This window comes from Acinetobacter sp. YH12137 (assembly GCF_013418535.1).
Taxonomy (GTDB): Bacteria; Pseudomonadota; Gammaproteobacteria; order Pseudomonadales; family Moraxellaceae; genus Acinetobacter.
Window position 1 is genome coordinate 1 of record NZ_VPBW01000027.1, and the last position, 18,111, is coordinate 18,111.

The following is an 18,111-nucleotide window of genomic DNA, read 5'->3' on the forward strand; positions in this document are numbered from 1 at the left end:
TCATCGAAAAAATATGCAGGCTATACAACTTTCTGAGTCAGATAAATATCACTTAAAACAGCGCAATAAGATAGAGACTTTATTCAGTTTATTGAAAGGTCAGTACAATTTAGTGACAAGCAAAGCAGGTAGTGTTCATGGATTTCTAGGAGGGATTTACGCGTCCTTGTGTGCATATCAACTGATCCATAAAAATAAGCCAACAATTCAAATTATGAAGTCATCGGCTTAAGCAGGATTCGGGTTATTCAGTTAAAATCAGATACATTTTGTTATAATAAAATCAAAATTCTCAGGTAGAATATCGCAGATTTAACGAATTAAATATTAAAAACGGGATTTCATGTGCGACAAATTCAACTGGCTTTTTTACTGACTTGCGGTCTCACTTTGACCGGTTGTGCAGTTACCTCTGGTCTGCAAACTTATGATCTACCAGCAGAAGGTATTTATCAAACCGAACTCGGCACTTCAGTCAATGTGATTAAACTCACCCAGGACTCTATGCTGGCCGTTCAGCCTGCTGTACAAAATATTCAACAAGACTATGCCCATTTGTTTAGCACCCCGCATCGTAGCTATAGTTTGAGTCCGGGTGATATTTTATCTATTTCCCTATGGGCCTATCCAGATATTTCAGGAAGTGAAGGCTACCAAATTGACCAAAGTGGTTATATTCACTTCCCGATGATAGGCCGCTACAAGGCTGCAGGCAAATCCCTGACTCAAGTTAACCGCGAATTACGCAGCCAGCTGTCACGTTATTTAAAAACTCCGGATGTGATTGTGCGAGTTCTGTCCTATCAAGGCCGGCGCTATTCCGTTCAGGGCAATGTCATGAAAGGCGGGCAATTTTATCTCAGCGATCAGCCCGTGAGTATCTATATGGCTTTAGGTATGGCAGGTGGGGTCAATGCTCAACAAGGCGATAACACCTCCATGACTCTAGTGCGTCAGGGACGTTCTTATCAACTGAATAGCCTGGAACTGGAAAAAGCAGGGCTGTCACTGCATAACTTGCTGATTCAGCCAAATGACACTTTATACGTAAACAATCGCGAAAATCAAAAAATTTATGTCATGGGTGAATCTGGCAAAAACCAGTCACTACCCATGCGCGATCAGGGCATGAGCCTAAGTGATGTATTAGGTGAAAGTTTAGGTTTAAATCCGCTTTCTGCCAGTCGTAGTAAAATTTATGTGGTCCGTAGCCAACCCAATGCAGTCCATACCGAAGTTTATCATATGGACTTGAGTAGTATTGCCGACTTCGGTCTGGCCAATCAGTTTAAGATGCGCAGTAATGATATCGTCTATATCGATGCTTCTGGTCTGGCGCGTTGGCAACGTGTAATTAATCAGATAGTTCCTTTTTCTGGACTTATTAATACAGCCAATAATCTGGGCAATTAATATGAAAATTCAAAATGTCCTTGTAGTATGTATTGGTAATATTTGCCGCAGCCCGATGGCCGAATACTTTTTAAAACAGCAGTATCCGCAATTGCAGATTGAATCTGCGGGTATTTCGGGTTTGATCGGGCATGCAGCGGATGAAAAAGCCAGTCTATGCATGCAACGTTTGGGGATTGATATGAGTCCGCATATCGCCAGAAAACTCAATGCCGAGATGATTAAACGGGCCGACTTGGTCTTGGTGATGAGTCAAAACCAACAAAAACATATTGAACAGACTTGGCCTTTTGCCAAAGGTAAAACTTTCCGTTTGGGACACTGGCAAAGTAAAAATATCGCTGATCCCTATCAGCATGAGCAAGCTGTATTTGATGATACCTGCCAGTTAATACAGAATTGTATTGCGGACTGGAAACAATATATTTAAATTTGAAATCAAGATTATGAGCCAAAATAGCAATACTGAAGATACGATAGACTTAAAAGAATTATTTTTTTCACTCATTGCCCAGTGGAAGCTGATTGCCCTGTGCGTCATCTTAAGCGTGATCTGCGCATTGCTGTATTTAAGAGTCACACCGGACACCTATTCGGTCGATGCGCTGGTACAGGTCGAAGAGAATAAAGGGACTTCTGCTGCCTTATTAGGTGATCTATCCAATATGATAGAGCAAAAGCAGCCTGCTCAGGCAGAAATAGAACTGTTAAAATCGCGCCTGGTGCTAGGTTCTGCCATTCAGGCTTTAAATTTAGATCTTCGGATTGCAGGAACTGAAAACAGCTTTACTGACCGTTTACTGTCACCGCATGACTATCAGACCGAATATAGCAAAACATCTGTTCTGTTTAAGGACAATGCTAAATCCTTTGATATTCGTCAGTTTGAAGTACCGGCTTATTTTCATGACAAAAATTTACGTCTTGACTTTCAGCAAGGTAAATACACTTTAACTGATCCGGCCACAGAACAGGTGGTATTCTCTGCGCCATTAAACCAGCGCAGTCAATTACAGTCCGGACATGGTGAGTGGAAAGTTGCCATTTATAGCCAGGACCAGTTCAAGGCACCTTATCTTGTTCAAAAGCAATCCCTCCCCGCTGCAGTAAAATCAATTCTCGCCAATTACTCGGTTGCAGAAAAAGGCAAAATGACCGGTGTATTAGGCCTGAATTATCAGGGTACGGATAAACAGCATATTACTGAGGTTCTCAATGCCATTCTGGCTGCCTATAGCCATCAAAATATTGAACGTCGTTCTGCAGAAACGGCCCAAACACTTAAGTTTCTGGATGAACAGTTACCTGAATTGCGCCAACAACTGGATGTAGCTGAGCGAGAATTCAATACTTTCCGTCAGCAATTCAACACGGTCGATGTCACCAAAGAGTCGGAACTGTATCTGACCCAAAGTATTAGCCTGGAAACCCAGAAAGCACAGCTCGAACAGCAAGTGGCTGAGGCTTCTGCCAAATACACCAATGAACATCCGGTGATGCAGCAGATGAATGCACAGCTTGGTGCGATCAATAAAAGAATTGCTGAACTGGAAGGGACTTTAAAGCAGCTACCAGACCTGCAACGCCGATACTTACAACTGTTCCGTGAAGTTGAAGTGAAACAGCAACTGTATACTGCACTGTTAAACTCTTACCAGCAGCTACGAATCGCCAAAGCCGGTGAAATTGGTAATGTACGGGTAGTGGATACTGCCGTAGAACCATTGCAACCGATCAAGCCGAAAAAACTGCAAATCCTGATTTTATCCATCTTCTTGGGTGGTTTCCTGGGTACCTTGCTGGCACTGCTACGCAACATGCTACGTTCAGGCATTAAAGATTCCAGTCAAATTGAAAATGAACTAGATTTGCCGGTATATGCAACAGTACCTCGCTCGCCTGTCCAAAATGGCTATATCAAGCTGGCCAAGAAGAAAAAATATATTCCTATCCTGGCGGTTAAAAACAGTGATGATATTGCGATTGAGAGTCTGCGCAGTATGCGTACTGCAATTCATTTTGCCTTGAGCAATGCACGAAACAATATTGTGATGATTTCTGGGCCTGCACCAGAAGTGGGTAAATCTTTTATCTCGACCAATCTGGCTGCAATTTTGGCACAAAGCCAGAAACGTGTACTTTTGATTGATGCAGACTTACGTCGCGGTTATATCCATAAATACTTTAATCAGACGCCTCAACCGGGTCTGTCCGAGTATTTAAATAAGCAAGTCAATTTAAATCAGGTCGTCAAAGCAACTGATATACCAGGATTAGATCTATTGACTCGGGGCAAAAGCCCAGTGAATCCATCCGAGTTACTCAGTACTCCATTATTTGGGGAAATGCTGACTCAGTTATCCAGTCAATATGATCATATCCTGATTGATACTTCACCTATTCTTGCAGTGACTGACGGGATTATCATCTCGCAACATGCAGGTGTGAATTTATTGATTGCACGTTATGCACAGACTCAGATGAAAGAGCTGGAATTAACCGTCAATCGCTTTGAACAGGCTGGCGTCAAGGTCAATGGCGTGATCTTGAATGATATTCAGCGTTCAAGTGCAGGTTATGGCTATGGCTATAATTATGCCTATGCCTATAAAGCTTCAAAAGATGGTGATTAAGATAAATTTAATTCATAGCAATTAAATTTGTCTTAAATATAAAGATAACCTCATTGTTATCATAAAGCTTCAAACTAAGGTAGAGTAATCAAATTAGTTTGAAGCTTTTTATATTTATCCTACTATGAAGTTAGTTATAGTCTTATAATGACTGATAAAATTAAAAATAATTAGATCTCTTGCGAAAGTCGTTATTGCAAGTTCATCCGGTTTACCAGTGCAGCGATTAAGTTAATGCGTAAACCGAATCTTTTCCGTCTATTTCGATAGCGTTCACTTAGTATTCTAAATCTTTTCAATTGACTGTTAATGTGTTCGATTACAACTCGTATTTTTCCAATCATTTTATTGTAATTTGTCTCAGCATCAAATAAGGGTAAATTCTTCTTTTTCTTTATTGGCATCAATAATTTAAAGCCATCTTGCTCTAACCCATAGTACCCTAAATCGGTCATAACATAGTCACAATGTTTGAATTTCTTAACTGTTTTTCTTGCCAATTTAATATCATGCTGACTGCCAGACGATATATCTACTCCTATGATTTGTTTGCTCTTCGGATGATAGATCACTTGGGCTTTTAACGTATGTTTCTTCTTTTTACCACTGTAGAACTTACTCTGATTTTTTTTTCGGGCGTTCTATTAAACATTCTGTCGCATCAATAATTACCCAGTTAAATTGTTCGTCTGCTGTGGTAATGCTTCGTTTTGGCAGGGTAAAACGTCTTGATTTCATTAATGCATCTTCAACCTTTTTAATAGTTCGATTCACATTACTTTCAGCGATATGGTAATTTGCCGCCAATTCCAATTGGGTGTTGTAGCTCCGTAAGTAATTGAGTGTTAATAATAATTGATCCTCTATAGCTAAAGTATGAGGACGCCCTAATTTCTTTTTAAGTGATTCTGCTTCTTTTAAAACTTCGACCATTTCACTAAAAACTGCTCGAGGTACACCAACCAAGCGCTGGAATTCAGAATCTGAAAAACGATTTAATTTCTGATATTTCATGAAATCTATATTGAGGCAGTTTTTACTTTCGCAAGAGGTCTATTATAAAAAGTTTCTTAGACATCCACTATAACTAATAAAAGTATCTAATAATAAGATTAATATATTTCAACCAGAAATAATTAAAAAAATAATAAACCTTTATTAAAATAAAAGGAATCTTCTAAAAAATAATTAGAAGAAGTTAAAAATATTTTTTAGTAATAATGAACTTTATTAAATTATTTCACTTCTTTTGCACGTAAATGGTTTTCAGTAACCTCCTTTCTACAAAATCGTGCAGCACCAACTTCTTGATCTGGCGCATTAATTCCTTCTTGATTAAACATCACCTTAGCTGTTTTAAACATAATTTTAAAATCTAGCCAAATGTTATTTTGCTCAACGTATTGAACATCTAAGTCGAATTTTTCTTCCCAAGATAAGTTATTACGTCCACTGACTTGGGCAAGCCCTGTCATGCCGGGGTTTACCTCATGTCTTCGCATTTGTTCAGCGGTATAATGTTCTAGAAATTCTTTCATTTGAGGTCTAGGCCCAACAATACTCATATCACCTTTTAAGACATTTATAAGCTGAGGCATTTCGTCCAAGCTGGTAGAACGTAATTTTTGACCAAATGGTGTAATTCGAAATTTATCTGGTAAAGGATTACCATCCTGATCGAATGCATTTCTCATAGACCGAAACTTAATCATTTTAAAGAGCTTTCCATTTTTACCAGGTCGTTCTTGATAGAAGAAAATTGGTGAGCCTAGATTTCTACGTACTTTATAAGCAATGACGATAAAAACTGGCAACAATATAAATATAGCAGTAAGAGAAATAATAATATCGATTAATCGCTTAACAACTTTTATATCACTCCTAAAAAGGTCAGCACTAGAATATAGATGAGGGTAAGATGTTAAGGCATTTTTTAAAATTAGATCTTTCTTCCCCCGATAATACCAGGATTTTTTTTTCTCTAGCTTAGCCACTTTATTTATCCGTGGAGAAAATTGAATGATTTGGTTCTTATACCCTTCTTTTTCTACAAGATTTTTTTTTAAGAAAATATTATCTTTTTCAATAAATAACGATTTACGTGTTGTAATAGAGCTTTTTACAAAGTTTTCGATCTTATTTTTTTCTTGTTGTAGATCCATTAATAAACACCTCACTATGTCTATCTACGCATCATATCAATTGTATTTTTATTAAAGTAGAGAGACTATTGTTAGCCAATTTCATATTTTAGTTTTTTAGAAATATTATTATTATTTTTATTAAAATATATATTTAACTAAATTTAGTTAAATTTCACCTAATAAAAAACTTAAGTTTATATTTTTTCTATAAATATTAGCCACTTATATTAAATTAAAATAAATAATTTATAATTACACTAGATCAGTTAATAATGAAATATATTTCATTATTAAGGTAAATAATTTTTTAAAATATAGCAAATCTCACACTAAATAAAATGTGACAAAATGTAATTTATTTATAAATAATGAGTCTTATATCACAATAAAATACTATTTTAAGCTTATAATTAAATATATTTCTAATTAATTATACAATCAAGATAACGTTATTTTTATTCTATTGAGACCGTCTTAAATATATAAAACCAGATAAGATAAAAAAATTTAAGAAAACTAGAAATCCACCTCTAATAATAATGAGGTGGAATAATTCAAGTTAAAATTAGGTGATCATAAATCTATACTATAATAATCATGCACAATACCACGTGCACCAAATCTTTCTTTTTGATCAATCAATCCAATGTTTAAGTATTTCCCTTCATTTTCATTAGAAGTACCGAAATCAAATATTTTGGCATTTTTCTTACTTTTTTCTATTAAATGATCAATGAGATAATCTAATACCTTTTTCTCTCTACCTTTATCATTACTAGCCAAATATTGAGTATGAACTACTCTTTCAGTTTCAAAAGTCACTGCTCCTGCCACAATATTTCCATCAAGACAACATTTATATGCTCTTATATTATTAGGGAAACGACTTTTTAATAAATCTATTTCATCTTCATTATGTACAGGTTGTTGGTTATGATGCTGATGGAGTACTTCCCGGATTACTCCCCAAACCATACTAGGTTGATCTACTTCCTCACAGCTGACCCCATTTTTTTTAAGCTTATTGACTGATCTTCTTTTACTTTCTGAGTATGAATATTCTTCATTTAGAGCAATAGAAACACTAATATCTCGTCGATAAAGCTTGGCATCATTTCGAAATAAAGCGTACAAGTCTTCTTGAGCAGGATAATTATGATAAATAACAGGAATGCATTTATATATAATCTTATCAATATTTTTTTGTTTTAAATAAATTTTTAATAAATTAAATAATTCTAGCATGTCAGCGGCATGAACATCTCTAGTAATTAAAAAACCACCAAAAGTTAAACCTTGATGACTATAAAAAATATTATCTTTGATATTTCCAGGCAATAAAGCTACAATTTTCCCTTTTTCATTTTTAAATATTAGTGAGAAATCCTCAAATCGATCAGCATGATATTCCATAAAGTCGCGATTAAACATAAAATGATAATTTTTACATTTTAATAAAAACTCATTCCATATTATTTTATCTGAAGCTTCATATTTATGTATTTGAAAACCTAAGTCCTCTTTCATTATAATACCCATATCTATATCCCAGTTATTATTTTTAAATCAAATATAATTTTCTATTTATTAAGGAAAATACTATTACTTTTTTAAAGCCTATTAATGCCCATCATTTGTAATAGTCTATGGTTTATATGATCCGCATTAAAATTCTTTCTAGCATAGAGAAATCCTTGATAGCCCATTTTATTTATTTGTTCAGGATGTTCTATAAAATAAGTCATTTTCTCTACCAATGCAGCCACATCCCATTTAGGAATAAGGAAACCTGTCAATCCATCAACTACAGTCTCATTGCAGCCTGGAACATCGGTGGTGATTACCGGACGTCCTATAGCCATTGCTTCTTGTGTACTACGGGGCACCCCCTCTCGATAATAAGACGGCAATACAAAAACTGCGCTATTACGTATTCTTCGGTCTACGTCAGTCACAAAACCACTATAATCGATAATACCTGTTTGTATTAGCTGATCTAATTCAGCTTGCTTTAAGCCAGTTGGATTTTCAGGATCTAATCCACCAATAATTTTAAATACAACTTCAGGATATTTTCTTTTTACTATTCTTGCTGCTTCTATATATTCAAATATTCCCTTTTCAGCGATCAATCGAGCTATAAATATAAATGATATATTGTTCTGATTATTCCATTTTGTATAAGCATAATCTTGTAAATTAAGACCAATTGGCCCCAAGACTTCAATCGCGTTTTTTTTATGTGGCAAATTATAATGATGGACTAAATCCTTAGGATCATCATGATTTAAAAAAATAATTTTATCTAGATATGGAAATGCAAGCCGATATAGTGACACCTGTACAAAACGTATGAATTTAGCCTTTAAGCTTTGACCATATTTATGAATAGTAAAAGGTGAGCCTAGTCCTTCAATCATGCCATAAATATAAGGCACTTTAGTCTTATAGGCGGCTAGCGTTGCATAGATAACAGGCTTAGTTGAATATGAGAATACGATATCAGGTTGAATTTCTTTTATTTTTTTAGCCAGCTGATAAGTTGAACGTAGATCAGCCAAGGGATTCAATCCTCCTCGACTAAGCTGATATGTCACTAAGGTGACTCCTAAATCTTGAATTTTGGCCAACCATTCATTTGTATATTCAGATACAAAGGCATAAACATGATAATTCTGTGCCAGACAAGACAAAATAAAATCTTTTCGAAAACCGTAAAGATTAGAGGCAGTCGTTCCAATGATGATAATTTTTTTAGAGATCATGGCTTTATACGCTCTATGAGTTCTAATTGTGCAGCATAAAAATTTTTATCGGAGTCAGAGACTGATGTAACTCTACGCTTATGTAGTATCTGCATTAAGTTCAAAAAATTTAGTACTTTTACAATAATTTTTTTAATTTCAAACTTTAAAACAATCTTATTTTTTTCAAGATCGGAAATAGTACTATTATAATATTTATTGATTACTCCGATCTGGGTATTATAACCACGGATCATTTTTTCTTTTTTTACATTTTCAACTTCTCTATAAAAATATAAAGGTTCCTGTAAAACGACGTAATTAAAATCATTTTTTATCGCAGCTGAAAGCCATAGTTCATAATCTTCAGCTAAGCAATTATCGACTTGGTACGGGTTTCTTTTACACCACTCCTTTCGGGCAAGTAATGAAGGATGCAGGATATTAGTAACACCTTGCAAAATTTCTTTGGGCTGCATTTGATGATTAGAATAGATTCTCTTTCCTAAAATTTCATTCTTGTCTCCAATTGAATATAAGCTGGTGACTACAACATCAATATCTGGATTTTCATTTAGTACTTTAATCTGTTTTTCAAGACGATCGACTGCCATTAAATCATCGGCATCCATACGTGCAATAAAATCATATTTTGCTTCATTGATAATCTGATTTAAGCGGTAGGGTAATCTTCTATTATGCCCATCAGCTATGATACGGATTCTCGGATCATTAAATGAGCGGGCAATCTCTAAAGATCGGTCTGTTGACCCATCATCTACCAGAATTAATTCCCAATTTTGAAAAGTTTGCGCTAATACCGATTTAATGGCATCTTCTAAATATTTTTCAGCATTAAAAAATGGTATTCCTATAGAAATATACATATTTATTCTTCCTTATTATTATTTGAAAATAGCAAAAAAGCGGCCAATAAAAACCAAAAAATCAGTGTTCTTGCGCTATAAGTTGTAAACCCATATAGCATCGGCCCCAAGAATATCAACTTGTTTGAAAATGATAATTTTTTAAATATTTGATATAAAAAGATTAAAAATAAAGAAATGCCGACGATCCCATAATAAAAAAGGATACCTAACCAAGTTGAATGAATTTCGTTCCCTTTCGGGTTATATAACCAGTGCGCACCTTGGCCAGCACCAAAAATTAAATATTGAGGATATTCAAGGAAGTTAAAAAGACCTCGTCCTTCTGCCTGGCTGTCTTTTTGATCCAGGCCTTCGACAAAACGCAGAACCACACTATCAAAAGCCCCTAAATGATATAAAAAGTAACTGAGGGTACTAAAAATGACTAATATGCCAAAAAATACAAATATTCTTTTATTCAGATCCCCTTTTTGACTAAATATAAATCCTAAAGTCAGCATTAAGAAGCCAATTGAAGCAGACCTTGACATGGTCAATAGAATTAAGAATAAAGCTAAAAAATAAACGGTTATCTTTTTTAAATTACTTTCAGAAATATATAAAAAAATAGCACAGGTAGTTAAAACCCAAAATGCCATCTGATTGGGATCATTAAAAAGACCATTGTATCGTGGTTCAAAATTGTAACGACCTAATCCACTTGCCCAGATCGCAATTTCTATTACATAGGAAAATGGAATAAGAAACAGTATTTTTTCATAAAAAAAGTTAACTTGAGAGGAACTCAAATTCATTAATAATAAAAAAAACAACAAGTTAAAGATCCAGTAAATGGTAGAAACCATATAACTGGGATCTAGAACGATCAAATACCAAGCAAAATTTACACAAACTGTATATGCGACAAAGATTAAGGCTACACTTGAGTATTCGATGGTTATTTTTGAGCTACGGCTGAATAATAAAAATATAGCCGCCATAATAAAAAGGTGACTAAATTGTGGAACCCCACTAGACCAAAAATAAAATTGAGATAAGAAAAATGATAGTAAGATAAAGTATATGACTACTTTATCTTTTAAATTAATATCATCTAAAAAAATAATGTTATTTTTTGAATTGCTTTCATTTAAAATAATCATTATCCATTCCTTTTATTATTATCTAATGCCTAGAATCAGCAAAAGAAATGATTAATATTTTTATATTACTAACTAAATTATTTTATTAAACATAGTTAAAATATAATTATTTATATAAAATTTTTTAATTATTAAAAATCTTTTTTTATTAAGAGCCAATAAAAAAATCTAAAAAAATCATATGTTAAAATTTCTGTAGGATATTCTTTTAAAATTTTTATCATCTTTTCTAATGATTTCTTTTTAGATAATAGCCCTAATTCAAATGCATTAATCCACAAAGCTCTCTTTTTTGCTTTATTAAATAAAGTATGATTCTGATATTCACTTAGAATCATCATTCTTGAATCGTGCATAAGAGTCGTTTGCTTATGCATATTATTGTCATGCAACCTATACTTTGCAAAAAGCACAGGAAGATAGCATAACTCCCCTTCTTGCGCTAAAAGCAGCCACATATACCAGTCTTCTATTTGTACTTCTGCGTTATAGCCGCCTATTTTTTTTAAAGCTTGAGTACGAATAAGTTGTGTAGTAGCCGGCAAATCATGTTCTAACAATAAAATCTGATCAAAGGTATAACTTTTTCTTTTTTTAACTCTATTTTTCACAAGATTAGAATCATTATCAATAATTGATACTCCTCCAAATACAGCTATACAGTTCCTATTCTGGCTTAGAAATTTGGTTTGTATTTTTATTTTATCTTTTAAAATTATATCATCAGAAGCAAGGGAGGAAAAATATTCCCCCTGTGCCCATTCTAATGCTTCATTTAGAGTTGCGCTTAAGCCCTTATTTGGACGATGTCTAAACTCAAATCGGGTAAATCGTTTTTCACATAATGGAATTAATTCTTGTATTTTTTCTACTGAAGCATCTGTAGATCCATCATCAATAATAATTAACTCAATATTCTGATAAGACTGGTCAATGACACTCTTGATGCTATCACGTATAAACCTTTCATGATTATAACTTGGTATAACTATAGAGACTAAGGGTTGTTCACTTATCATCATATTATTCCCTCTTTATTTTAATTGTTTAAATATAAATAAACTGATTACGATCCAATACAGCCCATAATTTATGAGATGGGCAATAGAAACACCTTCGAAACCAAATACTTGAGTACATATATAAGTTAAAGCAAGGAGAGACACTGTAAATATAATCTCTGTACAAATATAGAGTTTAGTCATTGCTTTGCTGAGCATTAAATAAGCCAGTATCCAGCTTCCTATCTTCAAGGCATCTCCCATCATTTGCCAAAGAAATAAATTCTGCATAGGGGCAAAAGATGAACTAAATAATAAGTTGATAATCCAATCACGTAGTATGAAAACACAAATTCCACCTACAACAGCAAGTGGAAAAATAAACTTATAGCCTAAATAGACCTCTTTCTTAATTTCATCAATCGCATTGAGTTCTGATAAGCGCGGTAAGTAATACACGCCTAATGTAGTGGTTACGAGCAAAAGATATACTGTGCTTAGACGGATCATCGCTTCCCAATAACCTGCATAAGCCAGACTAAATTCTTGGGTTAAGTAAGCCCGAATTAACATTTGCGATAGCGGCACACAGATTGCACTGACTAATGCCATGAGAATAAATGAGGCAAATTTTTTGGTAATTCCTAGGTCTATTTTTCCTAATAGGGAGGAAAACTCAAACCAGTCTGCTCTATGACAGAGTATTAATGTCACTATAAATGCAATTGACTGATAGATGGATAATGCAATTAAAGCCCCATATAACTGCAGCTTGATTGCCAAAACACCAGTGATTACAAGTGCAAATAAACTACCGGCAATATTTGCAAGCACCAGCTTTAAAATTTCTTTTTTTCCATTCAATATGGCTAAAAATAGCGTATTGAAATTGAAAAATATTAAAAAAACAGCAAACCATATAAAAATCGTTTGGTATTTAAGTGATTGAAATATATATAATGCCAGCTGCTTTTGAAAAATAAGTATGAGAACCGCAAAAATGAAACTAAATAGAAAAACAATACTTCCTGCTGTTTTCCAGACTGCTCGTTGTTTAGTCTCATCTTCATGATATTCAGCCGTATATTTAACTACTGCGGTATTAATGGCACTACCAGCAAAGGTCGTCACCATTTGAATAAAATTCTGGAATTGGCCGATCGCTGCATATCCAGTGGGTCCTAGATATACAGCCAGAATTTTATTTAGTACAAACATGGTGATGGTTTTAATCAAAACGGCTACACCATTCAGTACACTGGTCCTAAATAGATTCATCTATGCCTGAAAACCATTACATAACTGAACAACCTGCTTTGCTTCATCCATAGATAAAGTGGGTCCAATCGGTAAGCTTAGGACCTCCGCATGAATCTGTTCTGAAACTGGAAAACTTAAGCCATTCCATTCCTGATAAGCCTGCTGCTGATGAGGTGGAATTGGATAATGAATGAGTGTCTGTACTCCGTTTTCTGCTAAATATTGTTGTAATTTTTCCCGATATTTTGTTCTGATCACAAATAAATGCCAGACATGTTGAGCATAAGTCTCGGTATCTATATTTTTGCATGGGAGCTCAATTGCGGGATTATGAATTTCTTTTAAATATAGATCTGCAATATGCCGACGATGCTGATTCTCCTGATCTAAAAATTTAAGTTTCACATTCAGGATGGCAGCCTGAATTTCATCAAGACGACTATTTACACCTGGTACCAGGTTTTTATATTTTTCATGTGAACCATAATTACGTATAGCTTTAAGCATCTGCGCTAACTCAGCATCGTTGGTGGTAATTGCTCCTCCATCACCGAGTGCGCCTAAGTTTTTACCAGGATAAAAACTGAAACCTGCAGCATCTCCCCAATTTCCTGCTTTTTGACCATTTATTTCAGCACCATGACCTTGGGCCGAATCTTCTAAAACCAGCAAGTTATATTTTTTGGCAATGGCCATAATTTCTGGCATTGCCGCAAGTTGTCCATATAAATGCACAAGCAAAATTACCTTTGTTTTTGGAGTTATGGCTGCTTCAATTTTCTTGGTATCAATATTAAAAGTCGTTATATCCGGTTCAACCAGTACCGGTTTCAGATTATTCTGTGAAATAGCTAAGATACTTGCAATATAGGTATTTGACGGGACAATAACTTCATCTCCTTCATGGAGTTTTCCTAATTCTTTCCATGCGCGTAGCGTTAAAATAAGCGCATCTAAGCCATTAGCAACACCTATGGCATATCGTGTTCCACAATAATTTGCAAAATTATGCTCAAATTTTTCTAATTCTTTGCCACAGATATACCAACCAGAGTCGATTACCTGAGTGCAAGCTGCAATCAGTTGATCACGGTATTGAGTATTTATTGCTTTCAGATCAAGAAAAGGAATCATTCTTATCAATCTCATATAAAAATTTATATTTATTTTTTAATCTCATATTAATTAAAATTAATATACCTATAGTATTTAAATATAATCCTATTTATTTAGTTCATAACCTTTAGATTTAAAGCTTGGCTCCAATAAAAATTGTTTTACTTTCTTATTTAATGGTTTTTCAATAAACCTATACATTAAAAAGCTAGCGATTAGAGTGACAATAAATATAAAAAAGGAAAACAGCATTAAGTCCATATTCAATGAAAATATTTTTCTTATATAATTTAAAATTTGTATTTCCAAAACATGTAGCAAGTAAAAAGAAAAACTGATTTCCCCTGCTAATACCATGTATTTATTTGATAAAAACTGGGTAATTATACTTTTTTTCTGAATAACATGAGACAGGGCAAAAATTAAAATAATTGCTGCCATAGGCACCCAATAATAAATTGAATACCTGTAACTTATATCTATTTTATTATGAAATACAAAGAATAAAACAAAAAGTAAAATAGCTCCTAATTCAAATATAACTATAGGTTGCTTAATTTTGGAATAGCCCACTTTTACTTTTTCAAAAATATCAAACAGGATAATACCCAACAAAAAGTCAGAAAAACGCACATATGGTGAAATATATAACCAATAGTGATCCTGATTTTTATCAAGCTGAATATTTAGAATCAAAATACCTATAAGATATAGTATAAAAATATAACTTCTGATTTTTTCAGAAATCAAAAATGCAAATGGAAACAGCAGGTAGAAGAACATTTCATCAGAGATACTCCAGGAAGGAGAATTCAATGAGAAATGGATTTCTTCTGCTGTAAAAAAGCTTTGTATCAGAAAAACATGCTGTATTAAATATTCCCAACCCTTCCCAGACTGAGCAAAAGTTAATAAAAATACCAGTGCTGTTGTGGCAATATGTACGGGATATATTCTGGCTAAACGAGAAATATAAAATTCTCTTTTCGAAATATTTCCGATTAAAAACTTTTCTTTATAATTGTAGGCTAAGATAAATCCACTCAAAATAAAGAAAAAGCTGACCCCTAAAAAGCCTTCGTCAAAAATACTATTAAAAATATTGGCATAGTCTGTTTCTTTTAGAAAAGCCAAATGACTCAGAAAAACAAAAAGTGCGAAAAACATACGCAATGATGTAAGCGGCTTAATCACGTCATATATCTCCTTGATATTTATTATTATTTTTTAATTCTATCTTTTGAAGCTTCTTCTTTAGCAAGGCCTTCATTCTAATGAATTAATTTTATTATTTAATGATCTGCTCAACCAAAGTCCGGCCTACTTCTTTTAGAAACTGGTCATAATTACGAATGTAATCACTTTCATCATAGTAATCACTTGCCAGTACTAATAGGATGCAATCTTCTGAAAAATCATGCATCTCATGCCAAACCATAGGTGGGATCAATAATCCTTTATTAGATTGAGCGATTAAAACTTCCTGTTTTTCTCTGCCATTATCCATCAGCATTTTACAGCTCCCTTGAATTCCAAAAGCAATCTGTCGAAGTTGCTTATGTGCATGGAATCCGCGTGGAACATCAGGTTGAGCACCAGCAATATAATAAAGCCGCTGTATACTGAAGGGTATATTCCGATGGGCTTCTGCGACGATCAGACTGCCGCGGTGATCTCCTAGGTTAGGTAATTCAATCCACTTAATTAAGTTCATGATCATTACCCCACCAAAGAAATCAGATATTGACCGTAGCCATTCTTATGCATGGTGTGACCAATCGCTAAAACTTGCTCTTTACTCAACCAGCCATTGTTCAAGGCGATTTCTTCTAGACAAGCAACTTTATAACCTTGACGTCTTTCGAGGGTTTCAACAAATTGAGCCGCTTCAAGCAAACTACCCTGGGTACCTGTATCTAACCAGGCAAATCCACGTCCCAGAAGTTCAACATTTAGGTCACCACGTTCCAGATAAGCCTGGTTAATTGAGGTAATTTCCAGCTCACCCCGTTCTGAGGGTTTGACCTGTTTGGCAATCTGGATGACATCATTGTCATAAAAATATAAACCTGTCACCGCAAAGTTAGATTTTGGATTTTGGGGCTTTTCTTCGATTGAGATTACCCGTTGCTGTTCATCGAACTCTACGACACCAAAGCGTTCAGGATCTTTCACCTGATAGCCAAATACTGTTGCACCTTTTTGTCGTGCTGCGGCCTGACGTAACATCGGTGTAAAACCTTGGCCATAAAAAATATTATCGCCTAGTACCAGACATACATTGCTTTGACCGATAAATTTTTCACCCAGGATAAAGGCTTGTGCCAGACCATCAGGACGAGGCTGGATCGCATAACTCAGCTCCATGCCAAATTGCGAACCATCCCCTAATAAGCGCTTAAACCCCTCAATATCTTCTGGTGTACTAATCACTAGGACTTCACGAATACCGGCCAACATTAATACCGATAAGGGGTAATAAACCATTGGTTTATCATAAATCGGAAGTAACTGTTTTGAGATTCCTTTGGTAATAGGATGCAAACGTGTACCTGAGCCACCTGCCAAGATAATCCCTTTTGTTGTTCTTAACATTATACTGCCTCCCCTAAACGTTCACGCTGATAAGAACCATCCTGAACACGCTGACACCATTCCAGATTATTCAGATACCATTGCACCGTTTTCCGGATACCTGTTTCAAAGGACTCTTGTGGCTTCCAACCCAGTTCGCGCTCGATTTTTGAAGCATCAATCGCATAACGTAAATCATGACCTGGCCGATCGTTAACAAAAGTAATGAGGCTTGTATAAGTTTTTCCCTCCAGACGAGGCTTGAGCTCATCCAGAATTTTGCAGATGGTTTTAACCACCTCAATATTCTGTTTTTCATTATGCCCCCCGATATTGTAGGTTTCTCCCACGATGCCTTCGGTTGCAACCTGATATAAAGCACGCGCATGATCTTCTACAAAAAGCCAGTCCCGGATCTGTTGACCATTGCCATAAACCGGCAATGACTTACCATCCAGGGCATTTAAGATCATTAAAGGAATCAATTTTTCAGGAAAGTGATAAGGACCATAATTATTTGAACAGTTCGTGATTACGACTGGCAAACCGTAGGTTCTATGCCAAGCCCGAACCAAATGATCCGAACTGGCTTTACTTGCTGAATAAGGTGAGCTTGGTAAATAAGGCGTAGTTTCAGTAAATAAGTCTGTTGTACCTTCTAAGTCTCCATATACTTCATCCGTTGAAATATGATGGAACTTGAATCTAGACTTTTTAATCGTAGATAGATTTTGCCAATACTTTCGGGCCACTTCTAATAAAGTGTAAGTTCCCACAATGTTTGTATTAATAAATTCTGCCGGACGATCAATCGAACGGTCCACATGAGACTCTGCAGCCAGATGCATAACGATATCTGGCTGAAACTCTAAAAATAATCGGGTTAAAGATACATGGTTGCAAATATCAGTTTGCGTAAATTGATAACGAGGATGATCCGATACAGAAATAAGTGACTCCAGATTACCTGCATAAGTTAACTTATCAACATTTAATACATGATGTTCAGTCTCGTTAATGAGATGCCGAATGACGGCAGATCCAATAAAACCGGCCCCACCGGTTACCAATATATTCATCACCATTTTGATTATCCTTTAATATTTTTTATTTTACTTTTCACAAATTATTTTTAATGTATTGGTGCCGTCTAGGCACGTCTGTTTTTATTGATTTGTCTATAAGATATATTAA

At 34.8% G+C, this 18,111-nt stretch carries 16 protein-coding genes and 1 pseudogene; 4 read left to right on the forward strand and 13 right to left on the reverse strand.

Annotated elements, in window-relative coordinates:
* The 4 genes and pseudogenes from FTU72_RS12035 to FTU72_RS12050 all read left to right on the forward strand — a co-directional run.
* A pseudogene (locus tag FTU72_RS12035) lies at positions 1–232 on the forward strand (IS982 family transposase); the annotation flags it as partial.
* Between the two features lie 113 nt (positions 233–345).
* Entirely contained in the window at positions 346–1,413 is a 1,068-nt protein-coding gene (locus tag FTU72_RS12040; RefSeq protein ID WP_180052919.1) for a polysaccharide biosynthesis/export family protein, read from the forward strand.
* Position 1,414: 1 nt separating this feature from the next.
* Positions 1,415–1,843 carry a low molecular weight protein-tyrosine-phosphatase gene (locus tag FTU72_RS12045; RefSeq protein WP_180052920.1) on the forward strand — a complete coding sequence of 143 codons (429 nt, stop codon included), beginning with the start codon at positions 1,415–1,417 and terminating at the stop codon, positions 1,841–1,843.
* A gap of 16 nt (positions 1,844–1,859) precedes the next feature.
* Complete coding sequence (locus FTU72_RS12050) at positions 1,860–4,046, forward strand: polysaccharide biosynthesis tyrosine autokinase (protein WP_180052921.1); 2,187 nt, start codon at positions 1,860–1,862, stop codon at positions 4,044–4,046.
* 191 nt (positions 4,047–4,237) lie between these two features.
* On the opposite strand, the gene FTU72_RS12055 is transcribed toward FTU72_RS12050, so the two are convergent.
* The 13 genes from FTU72_RS12055 to rfbB all read right to left on the reverse strand — a co-directional run bounded on the left by FTU72_RS12055 (position 4,238) and on the right by rfbB (position 17,996).
* A protein-coding gene (locus FTU72_RS12055; protein WP_180012291.1) for an IS5 family transposase occupies positions 4,238–5,060 on the reverse strand; the annotation gives its coding sequence in 2 pieces (ribosomal slippage) (positions 4,238–4,678 and positions 4,680–5,060; 822 coding nt in all).
* 221 nt (positions 5,061–5,281) lie between these two features.
* A complete protein-coding gene (locus FTU72_RS12060) occupies positions 5,282–5,920 on the reverse strand; it encodes a sugar transferase (RefSeq protein ID WP_180052934.1) in 639 nt (212 codons plus the stop codon).
* Between the two features lie 843 nt (positions 5,921–6,763).
* Complete coding sequence (locus FTU72_RS12065) at positions 6,764–7,729, reverse strand: GNAT family N-acetyltransferase (protein ID WP_257220270.1); 966 nt, start codon at positions 7,727–7,729, stop codon at positions 6,764–6,766.
* Positions 7,730–7,800: 71 nt separating this feature from the next.
* A complete protein-coding gene (locus tag FTU72_RS12070) occupies positions 7,801–8,955 on the reverse strand; it encodes a glycosyltransferase family 4 protein (RefSeq protein ID WP_180052922.1) in 1,155 nt (384 codons plus the stop codon).
* Entirely contained in the window at positions 8,952–9,821 is an 870-nt protein-coding gene (locus FTU72_RS12075) for a glycosyltransferase family 2 protein (protein WP_180012099.1), read from the reverse strand. Before FTU72_RS12075 ends, FTU72_RS12070 begins: the two co-directional genes overlap by 4 nt.
* Positions 9,822–9,823: 2 nt before the next feature.
* Positions 9,824–10,966 carry an O-antigen ligase gene (locus tag FTU72_RS12080; RefSeq protein ID WP_180052923.1) on the reverse strand — a complete coding sequence of 381 codons (1,143 nt, stop codon included), beginning with the start codon at positions 10,964–10,966 and terminating at the stop codon, positions 9,824–9,826.
* Positions 10,967–11,097: 131 nt separating this feature from the next.
* Positions 11,098–11,985 carry a glycosyltransferase gene (locus FTU72_RS12085; protein ID WP_180052924.1) on the reverse strand — a complete coding sequence of 296 codons (888 nt, stop codon included), beginning with the start codon at positions 11,983–11,985 and terminating at the stop codon, positions 11,098–11,100.
* Between the two features lie 15 nt (positions 11,986–12,000).
* On the reverse strand, positions 12,001–13,245 hold the full coding sequence (locus tag FTU72_RS12090) for an O-antigen translocase (RefSeq protein ID WP_180052925.1): 1,245 nt from the start codon (positions 13,243–13,245) through the stop codon (positions 12,001–12,003).
* Positions 13,246–14,361, reverse strand: coding sequence for a DegT/DnrJ/EryC1/StrS aminotransferase family protein (locus FTU72_RS12095; RefSeq protein ID WP_180052926.1), 1,116 nt, complete (start codon positions 14,359–14,361; stop codon positions 13,246–13,248). It abuts the gene before it with no gap.
* A gap of 87 nt (positions 14,362–14,448) precedes the next feature.
* Entirely contained in the window at positions 14,449–15,537 is a 1,089-nt protein-coding gene (locus FTU72_RS12100; protein WP_180052927.1) for an acyltransferase, read from the reverse strand.
* 94 nt (positions 15,538–15,631) lie between these two features.
* The gene (locus tag FTU72_RS12105; protein ID WP_180052928.1) at positions 15,632–16,057 is read right to left on the reverse strand and encodes an FdtA/QdtA family cupin domain-containing protein; all 426 of its coding nucleotides are present in this window, start codon (positions 16,055–16,057) and stop codon (positions 15,632–15,634) included.
* Between the two features lie 5 nt (positions 16,058–16,062).
* On the reverse strand, positions 16,063–16,938 hold the full coding sequence (gene rfbA, locus FTU72_RS12110) for a glucose-1-phosphate thymidylyltransferase RfbA (protein WP_104426847.1): 876 nt from the start codon (positions 16,936–16,938) through the stop codon (positions 16,063–16,065).
* Positions 16,938–17,996, reverse strand: a complete 1,059-nt coding sequence (gene rfbB, locus FTU72_RS12115) for a dTDP-glucose 4,6-dehydratase (protein WP_180052929.1) — start codon at positions 17,994–17,996, stop codon at positions 16,938–16,940. Before rfbB ends, rfbA begins: the two co-directional genes overlap by 1 nt.
* Positions 17,997–18,111: the final 115 nt, after the last annotated feature.

What these genes read in the sequence shown, in the direction of transcription:
- FTU72_RS12080 (WP_180052923.1), bottom strand. Translation starts at nt 10,966, where the DNA reads ATGATTATTTTAAATGAAAGCAATTCAAAAAATAACATTATTTTTTTA.
- FTU72_RS12105 (WP_180052928.1), bottom strand. Translation starts at nt 16,057, where the DNA reads ATGAACTTAATTAAGTGGATTGAATTACCTAACCTAGGAGATCACCGC.
- FTU72_RS12085 (WP_180052924.1), bottom strand. Translation starts at nt 11,985, where the DNA reads ATGATAAGTGAACAACCCTTAGTCTCTATAGTTATACCAAGTTATAAT.
- rfbB (WP_180052929.1), bottom strand. Translation starts at nt 17,996, where the DNA reads ATGAATATATTGGTAACCGGTGGGGCCGGTTTTATTGGATCTGCCGTC.
- FTU72_RS12045 (WP_180052920.1), top strand. Translation starts at nt 1,415, where the DNA reads ATGAAAATTCAAAATGTCCTTGTAGTATGTATTGGTAATATTTGCCGC.
- FTU72_RS12050 (WP_180052921.1), top strand. Translation starts at nt 1,860, where the DNA reads ATGAGCCAAAATAGCAATACTGAAGATACGATAGACTTAAAAGAATTA.
- FTU72_RS12065 (WP_257220270.1), bottom strand. Translation starts at nt 7,729, where the DNA reads ATGGGTATTATAATGAAAGAGGACTTAGGTTTTCAAATACATAAATAT.
- FTU72_RS12090 (WP_180052925.1), bottom strand. Translation starts at nt 13,245, where the DNA reads ATGAATCTATTTAGGACCAGTGTACTGAATGGTGTAGCCGTTTTGATT.
- FTU72_RS12095 (WP_180052926.1), bottom strand. Translation starts at nt 14,361, where the DNA reads ATGATTCCTTTTCTTGATCTGAAAGCAATAAATACTCAATACCGTGAT.
- rfbA (WP_104426847.1), bottom strand. Translation starts at nt 16,938, where the DNA reads ATGTTAAGAACAACAAAAGGGATTATCTTGGCAGGTGGCTCAGGTACA.
- FTU72_RS12075 (WP_180012099.1), bottom strand. Translation starts at nt 9,821, where the DNA reads ATGTATATTTCTATAGGAATACCATTTTTTAATGCTGAAAAATATTTA.
- FTU72_RS12070 (WP_180052922.1), bottom strand. Translation starts at nt 8,955, where the DNA reads ATGATCTCTAAAAAAATTATCATCATTGGAACGACTGCCTCTAATCTT.